This window comes from Pantoea sp. AN62, from assembly GCF_050432985.1.
Classification (GTDB): Bacteria; Pseudomonadota; Gammaproteobacteria; order Enterobacterales; family Enterobacteriaceae; genus Pantoea; species Pantoea brenneri.
Genome location: NZ_JBNPYB010000017.1, coordinates 85,159 through 105,514 on the forward strand (window position 1 = coordinate 85,159; position 20,356 = coordinate 105,514).

The window sequence follows — 20,356 nt, forward strand, 5'->3', positions numbered from 1 at the left end:
GCATTCTGTTGAAGGCGTGACAGCTTAATGACACCTCTGTAATATATTTATTATTCATCGAAAAAACTGGAGGCGTTCGGGAAACTATGTAGCCATTCGTGGTAATAGCAATATGAATCGTGTCGAAACTGTATCTGATTCGACCCACACTTTTCCGTGATGTGCGTTCACGATTGACTTTACAATCGCCAGACCAATCCCACTGCCTTCCCCCTTCCTTTGCCGCGATGGATCGACGCGATAAAACCGATCAAACAAACGTGGCAGGTGTTCTGCAGGTATCAGTTTTCCTGGATTTTCAACTATAAGCTGAACACTATTCTCACTTCCCGCAATGGTTACAGTAACTGTCTTCCCTGACTGCGTATAACGCAGAGCGTTAGACAGAAGATTATTTAATGCCCTTCGGTACATAAGTGGGTCTCCTTTAATAAGGCAGCCCGACCCGTTTAATTGCAGAGAAACATTGAGTTCTTCTGCCCAGGCTTCGAAAAAATCAAACACTTTGACCACTTCTGTGCGGAGATCAAACATTATCCGCTCGGGGATCAATTGATTATTATCAGCCTGTGCCAGAAAAAGCATGTCGCTGACCATTTTTGTCATTCTGTTATACTCTTCCAGGCTGGAATACAACACATCTTCCAGCTCTTTCTGCGTCCTGTGCTGACTTAGCGCGATTTCAGTCTGTGTAACCAGGTTGGTTATGGGCGTTCTGATTTCATGGGCGATATCAGCAGAGAAATTTGCCTGTCGCGTAAATACATCCTCAATCTTTGCAATCATATGGTTAAACGATATTACCAGTTGCTCCAGTTCGATGGGAACTTTGGACGGTTCCAGTCTCATGTCCAGGTTCTCCGAGGTAATATTTTTAATGGCCTTGCTGACGTTGCGGAGAGGAAGATGACCCTGGCGAACCGCTATGCGGATAATGAAAATTATCAACAGGCTGATTACGAAGGCAATGGCAATTAAATTCTTTTTTAGTGCTTCAAGGTAATGAAGATGAAAGTCAATCGAGAGCCCAATTATCATCTGATACGTCTGTGGTTTTCCGTTAAGCGTTGCTTTGCCTGAAGATGCAACGATTCTGTAAGTCTCCATTTTCATGTCAGAGCCGTTGCGCATAAGTAAAGTTGGCTCTTTTACTGTCCAGAGGAATATTTCCCTGGCCCGACTATGCGCTGTAAAGTTTGATGCATTGACCACAGAACGTAACGTCGCTCCTTGTGGTGAACTGAACAACACGTCACCCCCATCAGTCAAAATAAGAACAGCGACGTTGCGGTAATCTGATATGGATTCTTTGATTTTACTTATTTTTTTTTGGTCCGGAGCTACAGGTGTCTGCAGTATTCTGTTCATCGCGATACTGATTTGTTTCAGATCCCGCACATCCTGCTCTGCAAAGTGTTTTTCAACGGAATGCAGCATAAACCAGGTAAAAGCAAAAAACGCAATTATGGTGGACAGGCTGATAAAGAAGGTTAGTCTCAGTGCGAGAGAGTAAGGGCGCCCTGAGAAATTAAAACGCATCCGGAACCTCCAGGATATATCCCACGCCGCGGACCGTCTGGATCAGCTTAGGCTCATAATCGTTGTCTATCTTTGCCCTGAGGCGTTTTACTGCCACGTCTATAGCATTAGTATCGCTGTCAAAGTTCATATCCCAGACCTGCGATGCAATCAGCGAACGGGGCAGCACCTCTCCCTGATGACGAATGAAGAATTCCAGTAGAGAGAACTCCTTACTCGTCAGCAAGATACGTTTCCCTGCGCGGCTAACCTTTCTTGAAACAAGGTCTACCATCAGATCAGCCACCTTAAACTGGCTTTCCGTGATGACTGTGTTACCCCGTCGTAAAAGTGTCCTGACTCGGGCAAGAAGCTCAGCAAACGCAAATGGTTTGATCAGGTAATCGTCCGCGCCCAGCTCAAGTCCTTTAACCCGGTGCTCAATGGTGCCGAGAGCCGTAAGCAGCAAAACAGGCATACCTTTACCTGCGGCACGAAGCATACGAATAATATCCCAGCCGTTTACATCCGGGAGCATGATATCCAGAATCAGTAAATCATATTCGGCTGTTATGGCGAGATGATATCCGGTCAGACCATTATCGGCGTGATCAACTACAAATCCCGCTTCAGTAAGCCCTTTACTGAGGTACTCACCAGTTTTTACTTCATCTTCAACGATCAGTATTTTCATCTTGCTCCCCTGGCTGACTACCCGTGCCATTCATTCTATTTAGCCTAAGCATGTAATCAACGGCTTACGTTAAAAATGACAGCATTGTCATTATCCAGTCACCTGGCAAACAGAGAGCATTCTGTAACATCCCCCTATCAATACTCTGGACTTCATTTGAACCATTTACCAGGCCTGCCTGGAAGAGAAGCGTTATGTTCAAATTAAAACTATTAAGCATCAGCATGATTTTTATACTGGCTGGCTGCGTTTCGCTGGCACCTGACTATCAGCGGCCGGCAGCGCCAGTACCACAGCAGTTTTCTTTGTCACGCAACAGCCTGACGCCAGCGGTAAATGGCTATCAGGATACGGGCTGGCGTATTTTTTTTGTCGATCCCCAGGTTACCCGGCTGATCGATGAAGCCCTGACAAACAACCGTGATTTGAGAATGGCCGCCCTGAAGGTTGAAGAGGCCCGGGCCCAGTTCAACGTCACGGATGCAGACCGTTATCCCCAGTTGAATGCCTCATCCGGGATCACCTACCGCGTTGGTCTGAAAGATGACAAGCCGACCGCACAGGAGTACGACGCGGGTCTGGAGCTCAGCTATGAACTCGATTTTTTCGGCAAGCTTAAGAACATGAGTGAAGCTGACCGCCAGAACTATTTTGCCAGCGAAGAAGCCCGTCGGGCCGTACACATCCTGCTGGTATCCAACGTTTCACAGAGCTATTTCAGCCAGCAACTGGCGTACGAACAACTCCGTATTGCGCGGGAAACGCTGAAAAATTATCAACAGTCTTATGCTTTCGTTGAGCAACAGCTGGTGACCGGGAGTACGAACGTTCTGGCGCTTGAACAGGCCAGGGGACAAATCGAAAGTACCCGCGCTGAGATAGCCAAACGAGAAGGCGATCTGGCGCAGGCAAACAATGCCCTGCGACTGCTGGTGGGAACCTACCGCGCACTTCCGTCAGAAAAAACGATGAAAGGTGGTGAGATCGCACCAGTAAAACTGCCACCAAACCTGTCGTCACAAATTTTACTGCAGCGCCCGGATATCATGGAAGCGGAATACCAGCTCAAAGCAGCTGATGCCAATATTGGCGCAGCGCGAGCGGCGTTTTTCCCATCTATTACCCTGACCAGTAGTCTTTCCGCAAGCAGTACGGAGCTGTCCAGCCTCTTTACGCCAGGAAGCGGAATGTGGAATTTTATTCCCAAAATTGAAATTCCTGTTTTTAATGCTGGCAGGAACAAAGCCAATTTGAAATTGGCCGAAATTCGCCAGCAACAGTCGGTGGTTAACTACGAACAAAAAATTCAGTCCGCCTTTAAGGATGTATCCGATACGCTTGCGCTGCGGGACAGCCTTAACCAGCAACTTGAGGCACAGCAGCGTTATCTCGATTCACTTCAGATAACCCTCCAGCGTGCCAGAGGATTATATTCAAGTGGTGCTGTCAGCTACATTGAAGTGCTGGACGCAGAACGCTCCCTGTTCACGACACAGCAAACCATTCTCGATCTTACATATTCCCGGCAGGTTAACGAAATCAATCTATTCACCGCACTGGGTGGCGGTTGGGTACAGTAAATTTATTTAATTAATCAGGAAATAAAAAATGCGTAATTCACTTAAAGCCGTTTTATTGGGCGCCTTCTCTGTCATGTTTTCTGCCGGTCTTCATGCTGAAATACATCACCATGGCGATATGAATGCTGCCAGTGATGCTTCGTCACAGCAAATTATTAATAGCAACGGTGTCGTTAAAGACATTGATATGAACAGTAAAAAAATCACCATTTCGCACGAAGCTATCCCTGAGGTGGGCTGGCCTGCAATGACCATGCGCTTCACCTTTATGAATGCAGACGACACCATTAATGCGCTGAAAACCGGTAACCACGTTGATTTCTCGTTTATTCAGCAGGGAAATATCTCCTTACTCAAAAGCATTAACGTTACGCAATCCTGACTGTCAGCCCGGAGCGAATACATCCAGTGTGCCTGAACATTTAAAAAGAGATTTCTGTGAATTAATGATCAGGCGCATATGTCAGGTGTTTTGATTTTTCAGCGAGAAATTGTATGGCTTCTTTAAAGATAAAATATGCTGCAATAATTATCAGCAGCCTGATAGCAGGAGGGCTGATATCGGTTACTGCCTTGCAGTATATAAACCCAGGAAAAAAAACAGTACAAACGGAACAAAAGGCACCCGAGCGAAAGGTACTTTTCTGGTATGACCCGATGAAACCGGATACCAAATTTGATAAACCCGGAAAATCTCCCTTTATGGACATGGACCTGGTGCCAAAATATGCAGATGAAAGCGGCGAGAAAATCAGCGATGGGATCCGTATTGATCCAACTCAGGTTCAGAACCTGGGATTAAAAACGCAAAAAGTCATGCGCGGAATGCTGAATTATTCACAGACAATACCGGCCAATGTTAGTTACAACGAATATCAGTTTGTCATTGTGCAGGCGCGCTCTGACGGTTTCGTCGAAAAAGTGTATCCCCTGACGATTGGCGATCATGTGAAGAAAGGTACACCGCTTATCGATATCACCATTCCGGAATGGGTGGAAGCACAAAGTGAGTTTCTCCTGTTATCTGGTACCGGAGGAACACCAACGCAAATTAAAGGTGTGCTTGAACGACTTCGTCTGGCCGGAATGCCGGAAAAGGATATCCAGAGACTGCGGTCAACCCGAAGTATTCAGACCCGGTTTACCATTACGGCACCGATAGACGGTGTCATTACGGCGTTTGACCTGCGCACTGGTATGAATATCTCAAAAGATAAAGTGGTGGCACAGATTCAGGGGATGGATCCGGTCTGGATCAGTGCAGCAGTACCCGAATCCATCGCCTATCTCTTGAAAGACACCTCTCAATTTGAAATTTCAGTACCGGCCTATCCGGATAAATCGTTCCATGTGGAAAAATGGAACATTCTTCCCAGCGTCGATCAAACCACCCGGACCCTTCAGGTACGTCTGCAGGTATTAAACAAGGACGAACGCCTTAAACCGGGCATGAATGCTTATCTGAAACTGAATACCCGGAGCCAGGAAATGTTGCTGATCCCGTCCCAGGCCGTTATTGACACCGGTAAAGAACAGCGCGTGATTACTGTCGATGCAGAAGGTCGGTTTGTGCCAAAAAGGGTCCATGTTCTCCACGAATCTCAGCAACAGTCCGGTATCGGCACCGGTCTCAATGAAGGTGATACGGTAGTAGTCAGCGGCATGTTCCTGATTGACTCCGAAGCCAACATTACGGGCGCACTGGAACGTATGCGTCATCCGGAAACAACGGACGGCACAATGCCGGCAATGTCCGCTCCGTCTGCAAATACACATTCCGGTCATTGAGGAGACGACGATGATTGAATGGATTATACGGCGATCGGTTGCCAACCGTTTCCTCGTTATGATGGCCGCTCTGTTTCTCAGTGTCTGGGGCACCTGGACTATCATCAACACCCCTGTGGATGCGCTACCCGATCTGTCCGATGTACAGGTGATTATCAAAACCAGCTATCCTGGTCAGGCTCCGCAGATTGTTGAAAACCAGGTTACGTATCCGCTCACGACCACCATGCTGTCGGTACCCGGTGCCAAGACCGTGCGCGGTTTTTCCCAGTTTGGCGATTCCTACGTTTATGTCATTTTTGAGGACGGGACCGATCTGTACTGGGCCCGCTCGCGTGTGCTGGAATACCTAAATCAGGTTCAGGGGAAACTGCCTGCCGGTGTAAGCTCGGAAATCGGGCCTGATGCCACAGGTGTAGGCTGGATATTTGAATATGCTCTGGTTGATCACAGCGGCAAACACGACCTTTCCGAACTGCGCTCCCTGCAGGACTGGTTCCTGAAATTTGAACTGAAAACTATCCCTAACGTCGCGGAAGTGGCATCAGTAGGCGGTGTGGTCAAGCAGTACCAAATCCAGGTTAACCCGGAGAAACTAACCCAGTACAGCATCAGCCTGCCTGAAGTAAAACAGGCCCTTGAGTCATCTAATCAGGAAGCCGGTGGCTCATCCGTTGAAATCGCCGAAGCGGAGTACATGGTCCGGGCCAGCGGTTACCTCCAGTCCATAGACGATTTCAATAACATCGTCCTGAAAACCGGAGAAAACGGTGTACCGATTTATCTGCGGGACGTGGCCCGCGTGCAGACCGGGCCTGAAATGCGGCGTGGTATAGCAGAGCTTAACGGTCAGGGAGAAGTCGCCGGCGGCGTCGTGATCCTGCGGTCGGGTAAAAATGCGCGCGACGTTATCACGGCAGTGAAAGATAAACTGGAGACCCTGAAGGCAAGTTTGCCTGAGGGCGTTGATATTGTGAGTACCTACGATCGCAGCCAGTTAATTGAGCGGGCCATTGACAACCTCAGCTACAAACTCCTGGAAGAGTTTATCGTGGTGGCCATCGTCTGCGCCCTGTTCCTGTGGCATGTTCGTTCTGCCCTGGTGGCGATCATTTCTCTGCCCCTTGGTCTGTGTATCGCCTTTATTGTCATGCATTTCCAGGGGCTGAACGCCAATATAATGTCGCTGGGAGGGATCGCCATTGCAGTAGGGGCGATGGTAGATGCCGCCATCGTGATGATTGAAAATGCGCATAAACGGCTGGAAGAGTGGGATCATCAGCATCCGGATGAGCAGATTGACAACGCAACGCGCTGGAAGGTTATCACCGATGCCTCCGTTGAAGTGGGACCCGCGCTGTTTATCAGTCTGCTGATCATTACCCTGTCCTTTATTCCTATTTTTACCCTTGAAGGACAGGAAGGTCGTCTGTTTGGTCCGCTGGCCTTTACGAAAACCTACTCCATGGCGGGCGCGGCCGCGCTGGCCATCATCGTCATCCCGATTCTGATGGGATTCTGGATCCGGGGGAAAATTCCTGCCGAGACCAGCAATCCCCTGAACCGGCTGCTGATCAAAGCGTATCATCCTTTGCTGCTGCGAGTACTTCACTGGCCAAAAACAACCCTGCTGGTTGCGACCTTATCCATCTTCACGGTTATCTGGCCCCTGAGTCAGGTGGGCGGCGAGTTTTTGCCGAAGATAAATGAGGGCGACCTGTTGTATATGCCCTCAACATTGCCGGGCGTATCGCCGGCAGAGGCCGCTGCGCTCTTACAGACCACGGATAAGCTCATCAAAACCGTACCTGAAGTAGTTTCTGTTTTTGGCAAGACCGGGAAGGCCGAGACCGCGACGGATTCCGCGCCGCTCGAAATGATGGAAACCACAATCCAGCTCAAACCAGAGGATCAGTGGCGGCCCGGCATGACGATTGACAAGATTATTGACGAACTCGATCAAACGGTCCGTTTACCCGGACTGGCTAACCTCTGGGTGCCCCCCATTCGTAACCGTATTGATATGCTCTCTACCGGGATCAAAAGTCCGATAGGTATCAAGGTGTCAGGTACTGTTCTGTCCGATATCGATGCAACGGCGCAGAGTATTGAGGCGGTAGCCAAAACCGTGCCGGGTGTGGTATCTGCTCTGGCTGAGCGACTGGAGGGCGGGCGCTACATTGACATCGATATTAACCGTGAAAAAGCCTCCCGCTACGGGATGACGGTGGGTGATGTCCAGCTGTTCGTCTCCTCAGCTATCGGCGGCGCGACGGTTGGGGAAACGGTTGAGGGCGTGGCCCGGTATCCGATTAATATCCGCTACCCGCAGGATTACCGGAACAGTCCGCAGGCGCTGAAACAGATGCCGATCCTGACACCGATGAAGCAGCAAATCACGCTGGGGGATGTGACTGACGTTAAGGTCGTTTCCGGACCAACCATGCTGAAAACGGAAAATGCCCGACCTGCCAGCTGGATTTATATTGATGCGCGCGGCAGGGATATGGTTTCGGTGGTAAACGATATTAAGACGGCCATCAGCAAGAAAGTGAAACTTAGACCGGGTACCAGTGTGTCATTCTCCGGTCAATTTGAGTTACTTGAGCACGCCAACAAGAAACTGAAACTGATGGTACCGATGACGGTGATGATCATTTTCATTCTGTTATACCTCGCCTTCCGCCGGGCTGATGAAGCCCTGCTGATCCTGATGAGTCTTCCGTTTGCCCTGGTCGGAGGAATATGGTTCCTCTACTGGCAGGACTTCCACATGTCTGTGGCGACCGGAACCGGATTTATCGCCCTGGCTGGGGTGGCGGCAGAATTTGGAGTGGTCATGCTGATGTATCTGCGTCATGCCATTGAAGCACACCCGGAATTGTCCCACCGCGAGACATTCACATCTGAAAGTCTTGATGAAGCCCTCTACCATGGTGCAGTTCTGCGTGTCCGGCCAAAAGCCATGACCGTGGCAGTGATCATTGCGGGTCTGCTACCCATTCTCTGGGGAACGGGAGCAGGCTCAGAAGTCATGAGTCGGATTGCAGCACCCATGATTGGGGGGATGATCACAGCTCCGCTTCTATCACTGTTCATTATTCCTGCTGCCTACAAATTAATCTGGCTGCGTAGGCATAAAGCAAGGATATTATGATATCAAAAGGCCCTCTGTCAGAGAGGGCCTTTATATCAGGATAGGTATCAAAACTGCACTATGGCCATTATGAAAAGAGCGGTGTCAGTGATGCTGTCCCTCTCTTTTTCAGAGCCGACCTTGGTAGCATAACGCAGACAATATAAGCCAACTACGTCTCCTGTCACTGCCCGCCCTAATCCGATAGGCAGCAGCCCTGCTAATTACGCAACAGGCGCAGGCCGTTTGCTACAACAAGCAGGCTTGCTCCCACATCCGCGAATACCGCCATCCACATGGTCCCCATACCTGCAATGGTCAGGGCCAGGAACACTGCCTTGATCCCAATAGCCATAACGATATTCTGAACCAGAATGTTATACGTCTGCCGGGAGAGTCGGACAAAAGCCGGAATTTTACGCAAATCATCATCCATGAGGGCCACATCGGCAGTCTCGATGGCGGTATCCGTGCCCATTGCACCCATGGCAAAGCCGATATCGGCGCGGGCCAGCGCCGGTGCATCATTGATGCCGTCGCCCACCATGCCGGTCGTGCCCTGCGCCGTAAATGTTTCTACAGCACGCAGTTTATCTTCCGGCAGTTGATCCCCCCGCGCCTCATCGATACCAACCTGACCGGCAATGGCCTGCGCAGTGTGCGCATTGTCTCCGGTCAGCATGAGCGTTTTAACACCCAGACTATGCAACTGACTTATCGCCTCGCGGCTGCTTTCCTTCACCGTATCAGCCACCGCAAACAGCCCTAGCACCTGATGAGTGTCACAGAGCATGATGACCGTTTTACCCCCGGTCTCCAGTTCCGTTAGTGCAGCCCTGACCGCTTCCGGACAGCGCACCGTTTCTTCAGCCAGCCTCAGATTGCCCAGACTGTAGGTTTGACCGTTGATGACGCCGCGCACGCCGCGGCCTGGCAGAGCCTCAAAGTTTTCCACTTCATAACGCTGAATGCCATCTGATGCCGCCGATACAGCCTGCGAAACCGGATGATCGGAGTAACCTGCCAGGCTCACAGCCAGACTGCGCCCCTCATCTTCTGCCACCCCGGTATAGATAATCACATCCGTCTGTACCGGCTTACCGTGCGTCAGGGTGCCGGTCTTGTCGAGCGCCAGCCACTTCAGCTTTCGGCCTTCTTCAAGATAAACGCCGCCCTTGATCAATATCCCCCGGCGGGCTGCTGCCGTCAGGCCACTGACAATGGTCACTGGCGTGGAAATGACCAGCGCACAGGGGCAGGCGATAACCAGCATCACCAGCGCCTTGTAAATCCACTCCTGCCAGCTTTCACCTGCAATCAGCGGTGGGAGAACGGCAACTGCGACGGCAATAGCAAACACCACAGGGGTATAAATTTGTGCAAAGCGATCAACAAAGCGCTGCGTAGGGGCTTTTGCCCCCTGCGCTTCCTCCACGGCATGAATGATACGCGCCAGCGTGGTATTTCCGGCAGCGGCCGTTACACGGTACTCAAAGCCACCGGAGCCGTTGACCGTCCCGGCGAAGACCGGGTCACCTTCCCCTTTATCCACCGGCAGACTTTCGCCGGTAATAGGTGCCTGATTAATGGCGGTCCTGCCCCGGACCACCGTGCCGTCGAGAGCGATACGCTCGCCCGGTTTTACCCTGACCACGCTGTTAAGGGATACAGACCTGGCCTCAGTTTCTTTCCAGGAGCCGTCCGGTTGCTGAACCGTGGCCGTTTCAGGCGTCAGCTTCATCAGAGAGCCGATGGCATTGCGGGCGCGATCAAGAGATTTCGCTTCAATCAGTTCCGCAATCGTGAACAGCACCATTACCATGGCGGCTTCAGGCCACTGTCCGAGCGCCAGCGCCCCGGTGACGGCAATACTCATCAGGGCGTTGATATTCAGGTTGCCGTTGCGAAGAGCAATCCAGCCTTTTTTGTACGTGGACAGGCCACAGGCCGCAACGGCAGCCAGAGCAAGAGCCGCTTCCAGCCATTCCGGCATGCCCGCCCAGTGCATGGCTTCGGCGGCGATTGCCGCCACACCGGCAAGCGCGAGCGGCCACCAGTGTTTTTTCTTTTCCTCAGTGACCGCGTGCCGGCCATTACTGTCAGGAAGTTCAGGTTCAAAGCCCAGAGAACGAATGGCGGCCAGAACCGGCTCCAGCGTATCCGGTGCGTGAACCACCGTCAGTACACGCTGCATAAGATTGAAATCCAGTTCCTTGACGGCTGACATGCCGTCCAGCTTTTTACGGATCATGCCCTCTTCAACCGGGCAGTCCATCTGCATGATCCTGATACTGGTACGCACCCCGTCAGCGGTCACCTGCTGCGTCTGCAGCTCACCGAATGTGACAGGGGCAGGCGAGCAGCAGGAACCGCCGGTATTTTCCGCCTCACGGCCTGAGCAGCAGCTGCCTTCAGGCTGCATTGCTTTATCAATCGGTTCCGGGTCAAAACCCAGCGAGCGCACCGCCTGCAGAACCGGTTCCAGCGCCTGCGGTGTATGGGTCACGGTAAGCACCCTCTGTATCAGATTGAATTCAAGATTGCTGACGGCAGGTAATTTTGCCAGTTTTTTTCGGAGGAGCGTCTCCTCCGTCGGGCAGTCCATCTGCATGATGCGCAGACGCGTCTGAACGTCATCGTTGCGGGGAAGCTCTGCAACCGGTTCGGACATCTGGCTCAGGCCGTCCGTTGAGCAGCAGCTCCCGGTGCTGCAACAGGCCGGTGTGGTCTGAGTCGTTTTTGGTGGCATTTTCCCTGAAGCCTCAGTCGGGGCAGTGGCGGTATTTTTAACAGACGCCTCCTCTCCGGTTGCGGCTGATCCACATTTTTTATTACTGCAGCAGTCACTCATTTTTTTATCCCGTTCATAACGTATACTGGCATTAAAGACCCTGATGTAACTACAGGGTCAAGCTCAGAAGAGGTGTGATATGAAAATTGGTGAACTGGCCCGCCAGGCGGGATGTCCTGTAGAGACGGTACGTTATTATGAGCGAGAGGGGCTTCTGCAGGCCGCATTGCGGGACCAGACTAATAACTACCGCCATTACGATAGCGCACATCTCGAAAGGCTTATGTTTATCCGGCGCTGCCGGGCGCTCGATATGACCCATGAAGAAATCCGGGTGTTGCTGCAGGCGCGCAGCCAGCCAGACGCAGACTGCGGTACGGTTAATGCCCTGATAAATGAACATCTGAACCACGTTCAGGCCCGTATTCGTGAACTGAATATGCTGGAAAAACAACTATTTGAGCTCCACAGCCACTGCAATGCCAACCGGGCAACACGGGACTGCGGTATTCTGCGCGAACTGGAGCAGGCAGAAGAGCCTGAGGATATCGTGCCGGTTATCACTGCAGGTCATCTGGCCGGAAGCCACTCTTACTGATGCTGCTTTCTGCCATAAGTAGAACGGTTCACTAAAGAAACAGGCTTTTTTGTGATGTTACTTCGTCATGCCCGACCATTAAGGCAGCTGAAAGTGTGCTGCCGTTAAAATCTGTGTGATATCGTTTAACCGCTATTCCCTCATTAAGCTGTACTGAAAAGCCTGTAAGCACGTCAAAACATATATGAATTTATAAATATAAAGTTGACCTTTCGTCTGCAGCAGACGAGACTTGTTGCTGTCCGCCACGAAGGAGAAATTATGCCGTCACTTCTGCCCCTGCAACTTTTTAAGAATCTTTCTGACGAAACCCGGCTCAGCCTGGTGCTGTTGTTGCGCGAAAAAGGGGAGCTTTGCGTCTGCGAGCTTGTATCTATCCTGAAAGAAACACAGCCAAAAATATCGCGGCACCTGGCCCTGCTCAGAGAGAGTGGACTGCTTATCGACAGGCGCGACGGCAAGTGGATCCATTACCGGTTATCGCCACACATGCCTGCGTGGGCAGCAGCGGTCATTGAGCAGGCATATCTGTGTCAGCGGGATGAAATTCTTCATCTCAGTCAGCAGGCTGAGCGTGATAACGCAACCACCAACGGCAAAGCTGTCTGCATGTAAAAATTTTATCTAAACACATTCGATTAAACGCATATATTTACAGGGTACAGTTAGCAGCCCGCTTCAACGGGCAGTTATAATTAAGAAGGAGAGGGTATGTTTCTGGCGGGTGCGATTTTTATTCTGACGCTGGTACTGGTTATCTGGCAGCCGAAAGGACTCAGTATTGGCTGGAGTGCCGTTATCGGCGCCGCGCTGGCGTTGCTGACCGGCGTAGTACAAATCGGGGATATTCCGGTGGTCTGGCAGATTGTCTGGAACGCCACGGCCACGTTTATTGCGGTCATCATTATCAGCCTGCTGCTCGATGAGTCCGGCTTTTTTGAATGGGCCGCGCTGCACGTTTCCCGCTGGGGAGGCGGCAGGGGCCGGCTGCTGTTCACGTATATCGTTCTGCTGGGTGCGGCAGTGGCGGCGCTGTTTGCCAATGACGGAGCCGCGCTAATTCTGACGCCGATCGTTATCGCCATGCTGCTGGCGCTGGGCTTCAGCCCCGGGGCCACGCTGGCGTTTGTGATGGCGGCCGGGTTTATCGCCGATACCTCCAGCCTGCCGCTCATCGTGTCAAACCTGGTCAACATCGTCACGGCAGACTTCTTTAAACTGGGTTTCAGCGAGTATGCCTCGGTGATGGTGCCGGTGAATATCGCGTCCGTGGCCGCCACGCTGGTGATGCTGCACCTGTTTTTCCGCAGGGACATCCCGGACACTTACGACCTGGCGAAGCTGAAGGCGCCGCGTGAGGCCATTCGCGATGCGCGTACCTTTAAAACCGGCTGGATTGTTCTCATCCTGCTGCTGATCGGCTTCTTTGCCCTCGAACCACTCGGCGTGCCGGTCAGCCTTGTGGCCGCGGTGGCGGCGTTTATTCTCTGGCTGGTAGCCCGGAAAGGCAATGTGATTGATACCGGAAAGGTACTGAAAGGTGCGCCCTGGCAGATCGTTATCTTCTCGCTGGGCATGTACCTGGTGGTATACGGACTACGCAATGCCGGGCTAACTGATTACCTTTCTGCCGCCCTGAACCGGTTTGCAGAGCATGGCGTCTGGGGCGCAACGCTCGGCACCGGCTTTCTGACGGCGGCGCTTTCATCAGTCATGAACAACATGCCTACCGTGCTGGTTGGCGCGCTCTCCATTGACGGCAGCACCGCTCAGGGCGTGGTGAAGGAGGCGATGATTTACGCCAACATCATCGGCTGCGACCTCGGTCCGAAAATCACCCCTATCGGTAGCCTCGCTACCCTGCTGTGGCTGCACGTCCTGGCACAGAAAAACATTACCGTCAGCTGGGGCTACTACTTCCGCGTGGGCATCGTGATGACCCTGCCGGTACTGTTTGTGACGCTGGCTGCGCTGGCCCTGCGCCTGTCTGTTTAACCTTAACCCCGGAGCTGTGCCTGTGCAGCGCCTTTATGGAGTAACGCTCATGACTGACATTACCATTTATCACAATCCGGCCTGCGGGACGTCCCGCAATACCCTGGCGCTTATCCGCAACAGCGGCACCGAGCCCACGGTGATTCTGTATCTGGAAACACCGCCGTCGCGCGACGAGCTGAAAAAGCTGATTACGGACATGGGCATTAGCGTGCGTGCCCTGCTGCGTAAAAATACCGATCCCTACGAGCAGCTCGGCCTGGCTGAAGACCGGTTCAGCGATGAAGAACTGCTCGATGCGATGCTGGCTCATCCGATCCTCATTAATCGTCCGGTGGTGGTAACGCCGCTGGGAACGAAGCTCTGCCGCCCCTCCGAAGTGGTTCTGGACATACTGCCGGACCCGCAGAAGGGAGCGTTTACCAAAGAGGACGGCGAAGCCGTCATTGATGAGCACGGAAACCGCGTCAGCCACTGATGTTTCACCAGGCTGCGGGCATAGCAAATGTGAAAAAGCCGGCAGATGCCGGCTTTTTTATATGCTGCGCTGGTTTACCCGCTCAGAGAGCTGCGCAGCACTCTCCTTCCTTTCGCTGTAGCGGTCGGTGAGATAACCACTACGACCGCGCGTCAGCAGGGTGAACTTCATCAGTTCCTCCATGACGTCCACTATGCGGTCATAATACGGAGAAGGCTTCATGCGGCCGTCCTCATCAAACTCGGCCCAGGCTTTTGCAACGGATGACTGGTTCGGGATAGTGATCATCCGCATCCAGCGCCCAAGAATACGCATCTGGTTTACGGCGTTGAAAGACTGTGAGCCTCCGCTGACCTGCATGACAGCAAGGGTTTTCCCCTGCGAGGGCCGGACCGCCCCGGACGTCAGCGGTATCCAGTCAATCTGCGTCTTCATGATGCCGGTCATGGCACCGTGACGCTCAGGAGAGCACCAGACCATCCCTTCAGACCAGAGCACTAGCTGGCGCAGCTCTGCGACCTTCGGATGCGTCTCAGGTGCATCATCCGGCAGCGGCAGGCCGGACGGATTGAATAACTTCACCTCCGCGCCCATGGCCGTCAGCAGCCGTGCGGCCTCTTCCGTGGTGAGTCGGCTGTAAGAGCGCTCCCGAAGCGAACCGTAGAGCATCAGTATGCGGGGCGGATGCGCCACCTCTTCGGCCTTTAATTTCTCTTCCGAAAGGAGCGTATCCAGGAGTGTCAGATCGATATTGTTCAGGGCATCATTCACGTTATTCACAATGGAGTCTCTTTATGGGAAATCTCGGTAGACAGGCTGCAGCTACTGCCACCGGCGCAGCACTCTTCAGTGAGAAAAGCCATCAGCTGCTCAAGCTGCGCATAGCAAGGTCTGCAGAACAAGGTACGACTCTGCCGTTCCTGGCTTATGAGTCCAGCGGACATCAGCGCTGAAAGATGATGGCTGAGCGTGGAGGCAGGAATAGCCAGTCTTTTCTGGATGTCACCCACGGGCAGTCCTTCTGGCCCGGCTTTCACCAGTTCACGGTAAATTCCCAGTCGCGTCACGTGTCCCAGTTCCCTGAGAGCAGCCGCAGCATTTTGTATGTCCACATCATCACCAAATCTATATTTCCAGAATAATGGAAATATAATTTAAAGCGGACTGAATGGTCAAGCCTCTTCCCGCCATAAAAGTGCTGCGCTCAAAAAGAAAGCCTTTTATACCCTGCTAATCCGGCTGCAGTGGCAGAGCATATAAAGCGGCCATAGCTCAGCATTTCGGTAAAATTCCAGCGCTCTGACAACAGCTTTAGCCATAACCGTTTCGCTTCCTCTTGCCAGAAATTCCTGACTCAATAATACTGTTCATATAACCAGTATAATTTAAAGGGGGATTTTTATGTGCTTTACATTTTTTTTTCTAATCCGTACACGGCAGCACCTCCGGGACGCCGCGTTATGAAAGCGGTCTGTTACGCTCAGGGTCTGACACTGTTATGGCCGCCGATTTTTACCCCAAAGGTAAAGGTACCGCTGTACGCAGATCCCTGCTCAGCCGGCTTTCCCTCCCCTGCTCAGGATTATGTAGAGAAAGAGCTGGACCTGAATGAACTCTGTATTCGCAGACGGGCGTCCACATTCTTCGTACGGGCCAGTGGCAACAGCATGCAGGAGCTGGGGCTTTATGACGGTGATGTTATGGTGGTCGATCGCGCGGAGCCACCCACGCATGGCGACATCGTCATTGCCGAGGTTGGCGGTGAGTTCACAGTTAAGCGCCTGCAGCTGATCCCGAGGGTGGCACTGCTGCCAATGAATCCTGCTTACGCCGCCATCTATCCGGAAGAGCTGCAGCTGCTCGGCGTTGTCACCTGGTTCTTTAACAGTACCCGTGCCCGTCGGAGATAATTATGCCCATGTTCGGACTGGCTGACGTCAACTCTTTCTATGCCAGCTGTGAGACGCTTTTCCGTCCGGACCTGCGTGGAAGGCCGGTAGTCGTGCTCAGTAACAACGATGGCTGCGTTATTGCGCGCTCTGCTGGCGCAAAAGCTCTGGGCATAAAAATGGGTGCACCGTGGTTCCAGATAAAAACGCAGGACTATCCGGAAAAGATACACGTGTTCAGCTCAAACTATGCGCTGTATCACAGCCTCAGCCAGAGAGTAATGACCGCGCTTGAGGAGGTAACACCACGCGTCGAGCAGTACAGCATTGATGAGATGTTCCTGGATCTCACCGGTATTGACGGCTGTGAGAACTTCGAAACTTTTGGCCGCCGCCTGCGTACGCACGTGTTTACCACAACCGGTCTTACCGTCGGTGTCGGCATGGGGCCCACTAAAACGCTGGCAAAATCGGCCCAGTGGGCGAGTAAGGAGTGGAAGCAGTTTCGCGGCGTGCTGGCGCTGACTCCGGATAATCCGAAGCGTACTGAAACCCTGCTGGCTAACCAGCCCGTTGAGGAAATATGGGGTGTGGGACGGCGTATAGGTAAGCGACTTAACCTTATGGGCATTGAAACTGCTCTGCAGCTGTCACTCGCGCGTCCTAAGTTCATTCGCGATAGCTTTTCCGTGGTGCTGGAGCGCACCGTACGCGAGCTGAACGGTGAGTCATGTATTCCGCTGGAAGAGCTTCCGCCGGCAAAACAGCAGATAGTCTGTAGCCGCAGCTTCGGAGAGCGCATTACTACAAAAACAGCCATGCAGCAGGCACTGTGTCAGTATGCTGCATGCGCAGCGGAAAAGCTGCGCGGGGAACGTCAGTACTGTCGCAACATCGGCGTGTTTATCCGGACGTCACCACATGCAAGCGGTGAGATGTTTTACGGAAACAGCACTGGTGAGAAGCTGATACTACCAACACAGGACACGCGGGACATCATTGAGTCTGCGATGCGGTCACTCGATCGTATCTGGCTTGAGGGGCGCCGGTACATGAAAGCCGGCATTATGCTTGATAACTTCACGCCGAACGGCGTAAGCCAGCTAAATCTGTTTGACGATAATCGGCCACGGGCTAACAGCGCACAGCTGATGAAGGTATTGGACGGCATTAACCAGTCAGGACTGGGAAATGTGTGGTTTGCCGGACAGGGGATTAGCATGGAATGGAAAATGAAGCGTGAAATGCTTAGCCCTGCCTGGACCACGCGCTGGTCAGACATTCCTAAAGCACGTGTGCTCTGAGACGGTTATTAATTAAGCTGTTGAATCTGTATTCCACATAAACCAGTCCATGTCGCAGCGCGTCATGGCTGTCCTCGAAGCACTGGCACCTCGCGTGGAGCAGTATTCTATCGATGAGATGTTTCTGGATATCCGGGGGATTGATCACTGCATGGGATTTGAGGATTTCGGGCGCCAGCTGCGAACTCAGGTCAGGGCCTATACGGGCCTTACAATAGGTGTCGGTATGGGGCCCACTAAGACCTTGGCCAAATCGGCTCAGTGGGCGTCTAAAGAATGGCCTCAATTCGGAGGGGTACTGGCCCTGACTACTGCCAATCCGACACGCACTCTCAAACTGCTCAGTCTGCAGCCTGTTGAAGAGCTTTGGGGAGTCGGCCGCCGGTTGTCTAAAAAACTGAACGCAATGGGCATAGTAACTGCGCTCGATCTGGCCCGTTCCTCCCCCGCCTTCATCCGTAAAAACTTCAGCGTAGTCCTTGAGCGAACTGTTCGTGAACTCAACGGCGAATCCTGCATTGATCTGGAAGAGGCTCCGCCTACGAAGCAGCAAATCGTGGTAAGCCGCAGCTTTGGCTCACGAATTACGGACTATGAGTCTATGCGGCAGGCGATCTGTCAGTACGCTCAGCGGGCAGGTGAAAAACTACGTCAGGAAAGGCAGTTTACTCGCCATATCGGCGTATTTATTAAGACTTCGCCGTTTGTAGAAGGTGAAGTTTATTACTGTAATGTGGCCAGCGAGAGGCTGTTGCTGCCTACACGGGATACGCGGGACATTATCAGTGCAGCTATGAAGGCGCTGGATCGCATCTGGATTGACGGGCATCGCTACGCCAAAGCAGGAATCATGCTGGATGATTTTTTTCCGACTGGCGTGGCGCAGCTGAATCTGTTTTCTGACGAACAGCCCCGGGAGAACAGCGAAGCGCTGATGAAAATCATCGACAGCATAAACACTACGGGATTGGGACAGATATGGTTTGCCGGAAAAGGCGTTGATCAGGCATGGCAGATGAAGCGGGAAATGCTTTCACCTGCCTATACAACGCGCTGGAAAGACATCCCGGTAGCCCGCGTTCTTTAATTTTCACTCTAATTTCAGACCTCCACCCTATGCTCCTTTGAGTTTTCACTCCTTTACTCATATGAGTATAAACTCAAAGCTATACCGCATGCTAATGTAGTTAACCACCTTCACTCACATGAGTATATACTCATAGTTATTTCAAGAACCGTACCATTTTACGCAGCCAGATAACCCGACGTTCACTTAAAAACATTTATATTTCAAAAGATAAAAAACCACAACACTCATGCACTCATGCACTCATGCACTCATGCACTCATGCACTCATGCACTCATTTGAGTTTCTTCATTAATTCAACGAATTGCACGCATGTCTGAATTCGATGTACGCAAATTTAAAAAAATTTAAACCAACCCTATTTACTCAACTGAGTAATCACTCATTCTTCCGCAGCCATTCCTCAACGAGTTCATTGATAACATCCGTGATGGTGGTGCCGCGTTTGGCACAGGCAACTTTGAAACGTGAATGCTTGTCTTCATCAAAATTTACGTTTACTCGTTTCTGTTTCCCAGAAGACGATTTCGCCTCTGGTGCTTGAACAATTTTTTCCAAATCACGATGTGCGCCGAACGTCATCATTGATGACGAATGTTTTTTTTCAAGTGCCATAACCCCCCCTTAAATGAGTGTGTAAGTATATGAGTATCTACTCAAACACTGACAGTATTTCTTTAGTCAGGATCTGAATCTCTCCCTGTGCCGCTCTATCAGAAGTGTTAAATACACTTTCTCCTTCAAGCACCGATCTCACATAACTCTGGCGCTGAGTGATAGCTGTTTTGAATGACTTAATCCCCGTTTGAGCAATGCTGTCTTTTAAAACGCTGAGCATCATCGCCTGTTCAATTTTACGGGTGATGAGAAAACGGGCCTCAACAGGGCGGTTGTAGGCCTGAGCCTCTAGGACTGTTACCACTGAACCCGCAGCTGAAAAATCAAGCGGGCTCGGTGTTACAGGAATGATAATGAGATCACTCACCATAACGGCTGCAGAAGTGATAACAGAGAGCGAGCCAGCACCATCAATAATCACATAATCGTAATCGCTGAGTTCTTTACGAACCTGATATACGTCTTTCTCTGATGAGGCAGTAAAAACATCAAACCTGGCTTTTCCAGCGCTATTCCAGTTTGTAAGACTCATCTGTGGGTCTGTATCAACTACTGCGACTTTTTTACCACTACTGGCAATGGAAGAGCTGACATTGATTGTTGCAGTGGTTTTGCCAGATCCACCTTTAGGATTTAGAAACGAAATGATCTTCATGCGTAGAACCTCATTTACTCATTTGAGTTATAACACAAAAGAGTAAAACACAAATGAGTATATGTGTAAAGGAGCTAAAGAGCTTAAACTCAAATACTCATTTTAACATATATCGCTCAAACCGTTGATTGTAAAGTGTTTGGATTGCATTTCATTGCAGGCTGACCACAGAATTTAAGCTTATTGGGATATCGGAATTAAAGAACCAGATTCATTTCGGGCCA

At 51.6% G+C, this 20,356-nt stretch carries 18 protein-coding genes; 11 read left to right on the plus strand and 7 right to left on the minus strand.

The window, feature by feature from the left end; genetic code table 11:
- Nucleotides 1–84: 84 nt before the first annotated feature.
- Both FHW04_RS19260 and FHW04_RS19265 read right to left on the minus strand, forming a co-directional pair.
- Nucleotides 85–1,539: a Cu(+)/Ag(+) sensor histidine kinase gene (locus tag FHW04_RS19260; RefSeq protein WP_039389855.1), complete on the minus strand. Its 1,455-nt coding sequence runs from the start codon at nt 1,537–1,539 to the stop codon at nt 85–87.
- Nucleotides 1,529–2,212, minus strand: coding sequence for a copper/silver response regulator transcription factor (locus FHW04_RS19265; protein WP_039389857.1), 684 nt, complete (start codon nt 2,210–2,212; stop codon nt 1,529–1,531). Before FHW04_RS19265 ends, FHW04_RS19260 begins: the two co-directional genes overlap by 11 nt.
- Before the next feature lie 194 nt (nt 2,213–2,406).
- On the opposite strand from FHW04_RS19265, the gene silC reads away from it, so the two are divergent.
- From silC to silA, 4 genes are all read left to right on the plus strand, one after another.
- Complete coding sequence (gene silC, locus FHW04_RS19270) at nt 2,407–3,792, plus strand: Cu(+)/Ag(+) efflux RND transporter outer membrane channel SilC (RefSeq protein ID WP_039389859.1); 1,386 nt, start codon at nt 2,407–2,409, stop codon at nt 3,790–3,792.
- Between the two features lie 28 nt (nt 3,793–3,820).
- Entirely contained in the window at nt 3,821–4,174 is a 354-nt protein-coding gene (cusF, locus tag FHW04_RS19275) for a cation efflux system protein CusF (protein ID WP_039389861.1), read from the plus strand.
- A gap of 113 nt (nt 4,175–4,287) precedes the next feature.
- Entirely contained in the window at nt 4,288–5,580 is a 1,293-nt protein-coding gene (locus FHW04_RS19280) for an efflux RND transporter periplasmic adaptor subunit (RefSeq protein ID WP_039389862.1), read from the plus strand.
- Nucleotides 5,581–5,590: 10 nt separating this feature from the next.
- Nucleotides 5,591–8,737, plus strand: coding sequence for a Cu(+)/Ag(+) efflux RND transporter permease subunit SilA (silA, locus tag FHW04_RS19285; protein ID WP_094106414.1), 3,147 nt, complete (start codon nt 5,591–5,593; stop codon nt 8,735–8,737).
- A 199-nt stretch (nt 8,738–8,936) separates the two neighbouring features.
- Here silA and FHW04_RS19290 read toward each other — a convergent pair whose 3' ends face one another.
- A complete protein-coding gene (locus tag FHW04_RS19290) occupies nt 8,937–11,387 on the minus strand; it encodes a heavy metal translocating P-type ATPase (RefSeq protein ID WP_061704436.1) in 2,451 nt (816 codons plus the stop codon).
- Nucleotides 11,388–11,646: 259 nt separating this feature from the next.
- Between FHW04_RS19290 and cadR the strand changes: the two genes are divergently transcribed.
- The 4 genes from cadR to arsC all read left to right on the plus strand — a co-directional run bounded on the left by cadR (nt 11,647) and on the right by arsC (nt 14,578).
- Complete coding sequence (cadR, locus tag FHW04_RS19295; protein WP_006785990.1) at nt 11,647–12,105, plus strand: Cd(II)/Pb(II)-responsive transcriptional regulator; 459 nt, start codon at nt 11,647–11,649, stop codon at nt 12,103–12,105.
- 261 nt (nt 12,106–12,366) lie between these two features.
- Complete coding sequence (locus tag FHW04_RS19300) at nt 12,367–12,720, plus strand: metalloregulator ArsR/SmtB family transcription factor (protein ID WP_006785991.1); 354 nt, start codon at nt 12,367–12,369, stop codon at nt 12,718–12,720.
- A 96-nt stretch (nt 12,721–12,816) separates the two neighbouring features.
- Nucleotides 12,817–14,100, plus strand: coding sequence for an arsenic transporter (locus FHW04_RS19305; RefSeq protein ID WP_006785992.1), 1,284 nt, complete (start codon nt 12,817–12,819; stop codon nt 14,098–14,100).
- 49 nt (nt 14,101–14,149) lie between these two features.
- The gene (gene arsC / locus FHW04_RS19310; RefSeq protein ID WP_089562069.1) at nt 14,150–14,578 is read left to right on the plus strand and encodes a glutaredoxin-dependent arsenate reductase; all 429 of its coding nucleotides are present in this window, start codon (nt 14,150–14,152) and stop codon (nt 14,576–14,578) included.
- 57 nt (nt 14,579–14,635) lie between these two features.
- Here the strand turns inward: arsC and arsH are convergent, their stop codons facing one another.
- Together arsH and FHW04_RS19320 are read right to left on the minus strand one after the other, a co-directional pair.
- Nucleotides 14,636–15,358, minus strand: a complete 723-nt coding sequence (gene arsH, locus FHW04_RS19315; protein ID WP_094106415.1) for an arsenical resistance protein ArsH — start codon at nt 15,356–15,358, stop codon at nt 14,636–14,638.
- Entirely contained in the window at nt 15,355–15,690 is a 336-nt protein-coding gene (locus FHW04_RS19320; protein ID WP_089562068.1) for an ArsR/SmtB family transcription factor, read from the minus strand. Before FHW04_RS19320 ends, arsH begins: the two co-directional genes overlap by 4 nt.
- Before the next feature lie 348 nt (nt 15,691–16,038).
- Here FHW04_RS19320 and umuD point away from each other — a divergent pair, with 348 nt between their 5' ends.
- Genes umuD through umuC (FHW04_RS19335) form a run of 3 tightly spaced genes read left to right on the plus strand, consistent with a single transcriptional unit; the run spans nt 16,039 to nt 18,858 of the window.
- Nucleotides 16,039–16,488, plus strand: a complete 450-nt coding sequence (gene umuD / locus FHW04_RS19325; protein WP_089562067.1) for a translesion error-prone DNA polymerase V autoproteolytic subunit — start codon at nt 16,039–16,041, stop codon at nt 16,486–16,488.
- 8 nt (nt 16,489–16,496) lie between these two features.
- On the plus strand, nt 16,497–17,771 hold the full coding sequence (umuC, locus tag FHW04_RS19330) for a translesion error-prone DNA polymerase V subunit UmuC (RefSeq protein ID WP_089562156.1): 1,275 nt from the start codon (nt 16,497–16,499) through the stop codon (nt 17,769–17,771).
- A gap of 37 nt (nt 17,772–17,808) precedes the next feature.
- On the plus strand, nt 17,809–18,858 hold the full coding sequence (gene umuC, locus FHW04_RS19335; protein ID WP_256387707.1) for a translesion error-prone DNA polymerase V subunit UmuC: 1,050 nt from the start codon (nt 17,809–17,811) through the stop codon (nt 18,856–18,858).
- Between the two features lie 379 nt (nt 18,859–19,237).
- Here the strand turns inward: umuC (FHW04_RS19335) and FHW04_RS19340 are convergent, their stop codons facing one another.
- Nucleotides 19,238–19,474: a plasmid partition protein ParG gene (locus FHW04_RS19340; protein ID WP_089562155.1), complete on the minus strand. Its 237-nt coding sequence runs from the start codon at nt 19,472–19,474 to the stop codon at nt 19,238–19,240.
- A 37-nt stretch (nt 19,475–19,511) separates the two neighbouring features.
- Nucleotides 19,512–20,132 carry a ParA family protein gene (locus tag FHW04_RS19345; RefSeq protein ID WP_089562154.1) on the minus strand — a complete coding sequence of 207 codons (621 nt, stop codon included), beginning with the start codon at nt 20,130–20,132 and terminating at the stop codon, nt 19,512–19,514.
- Nucleotides 20,133–20,356 lie beyond the last annotated feature (224 nt).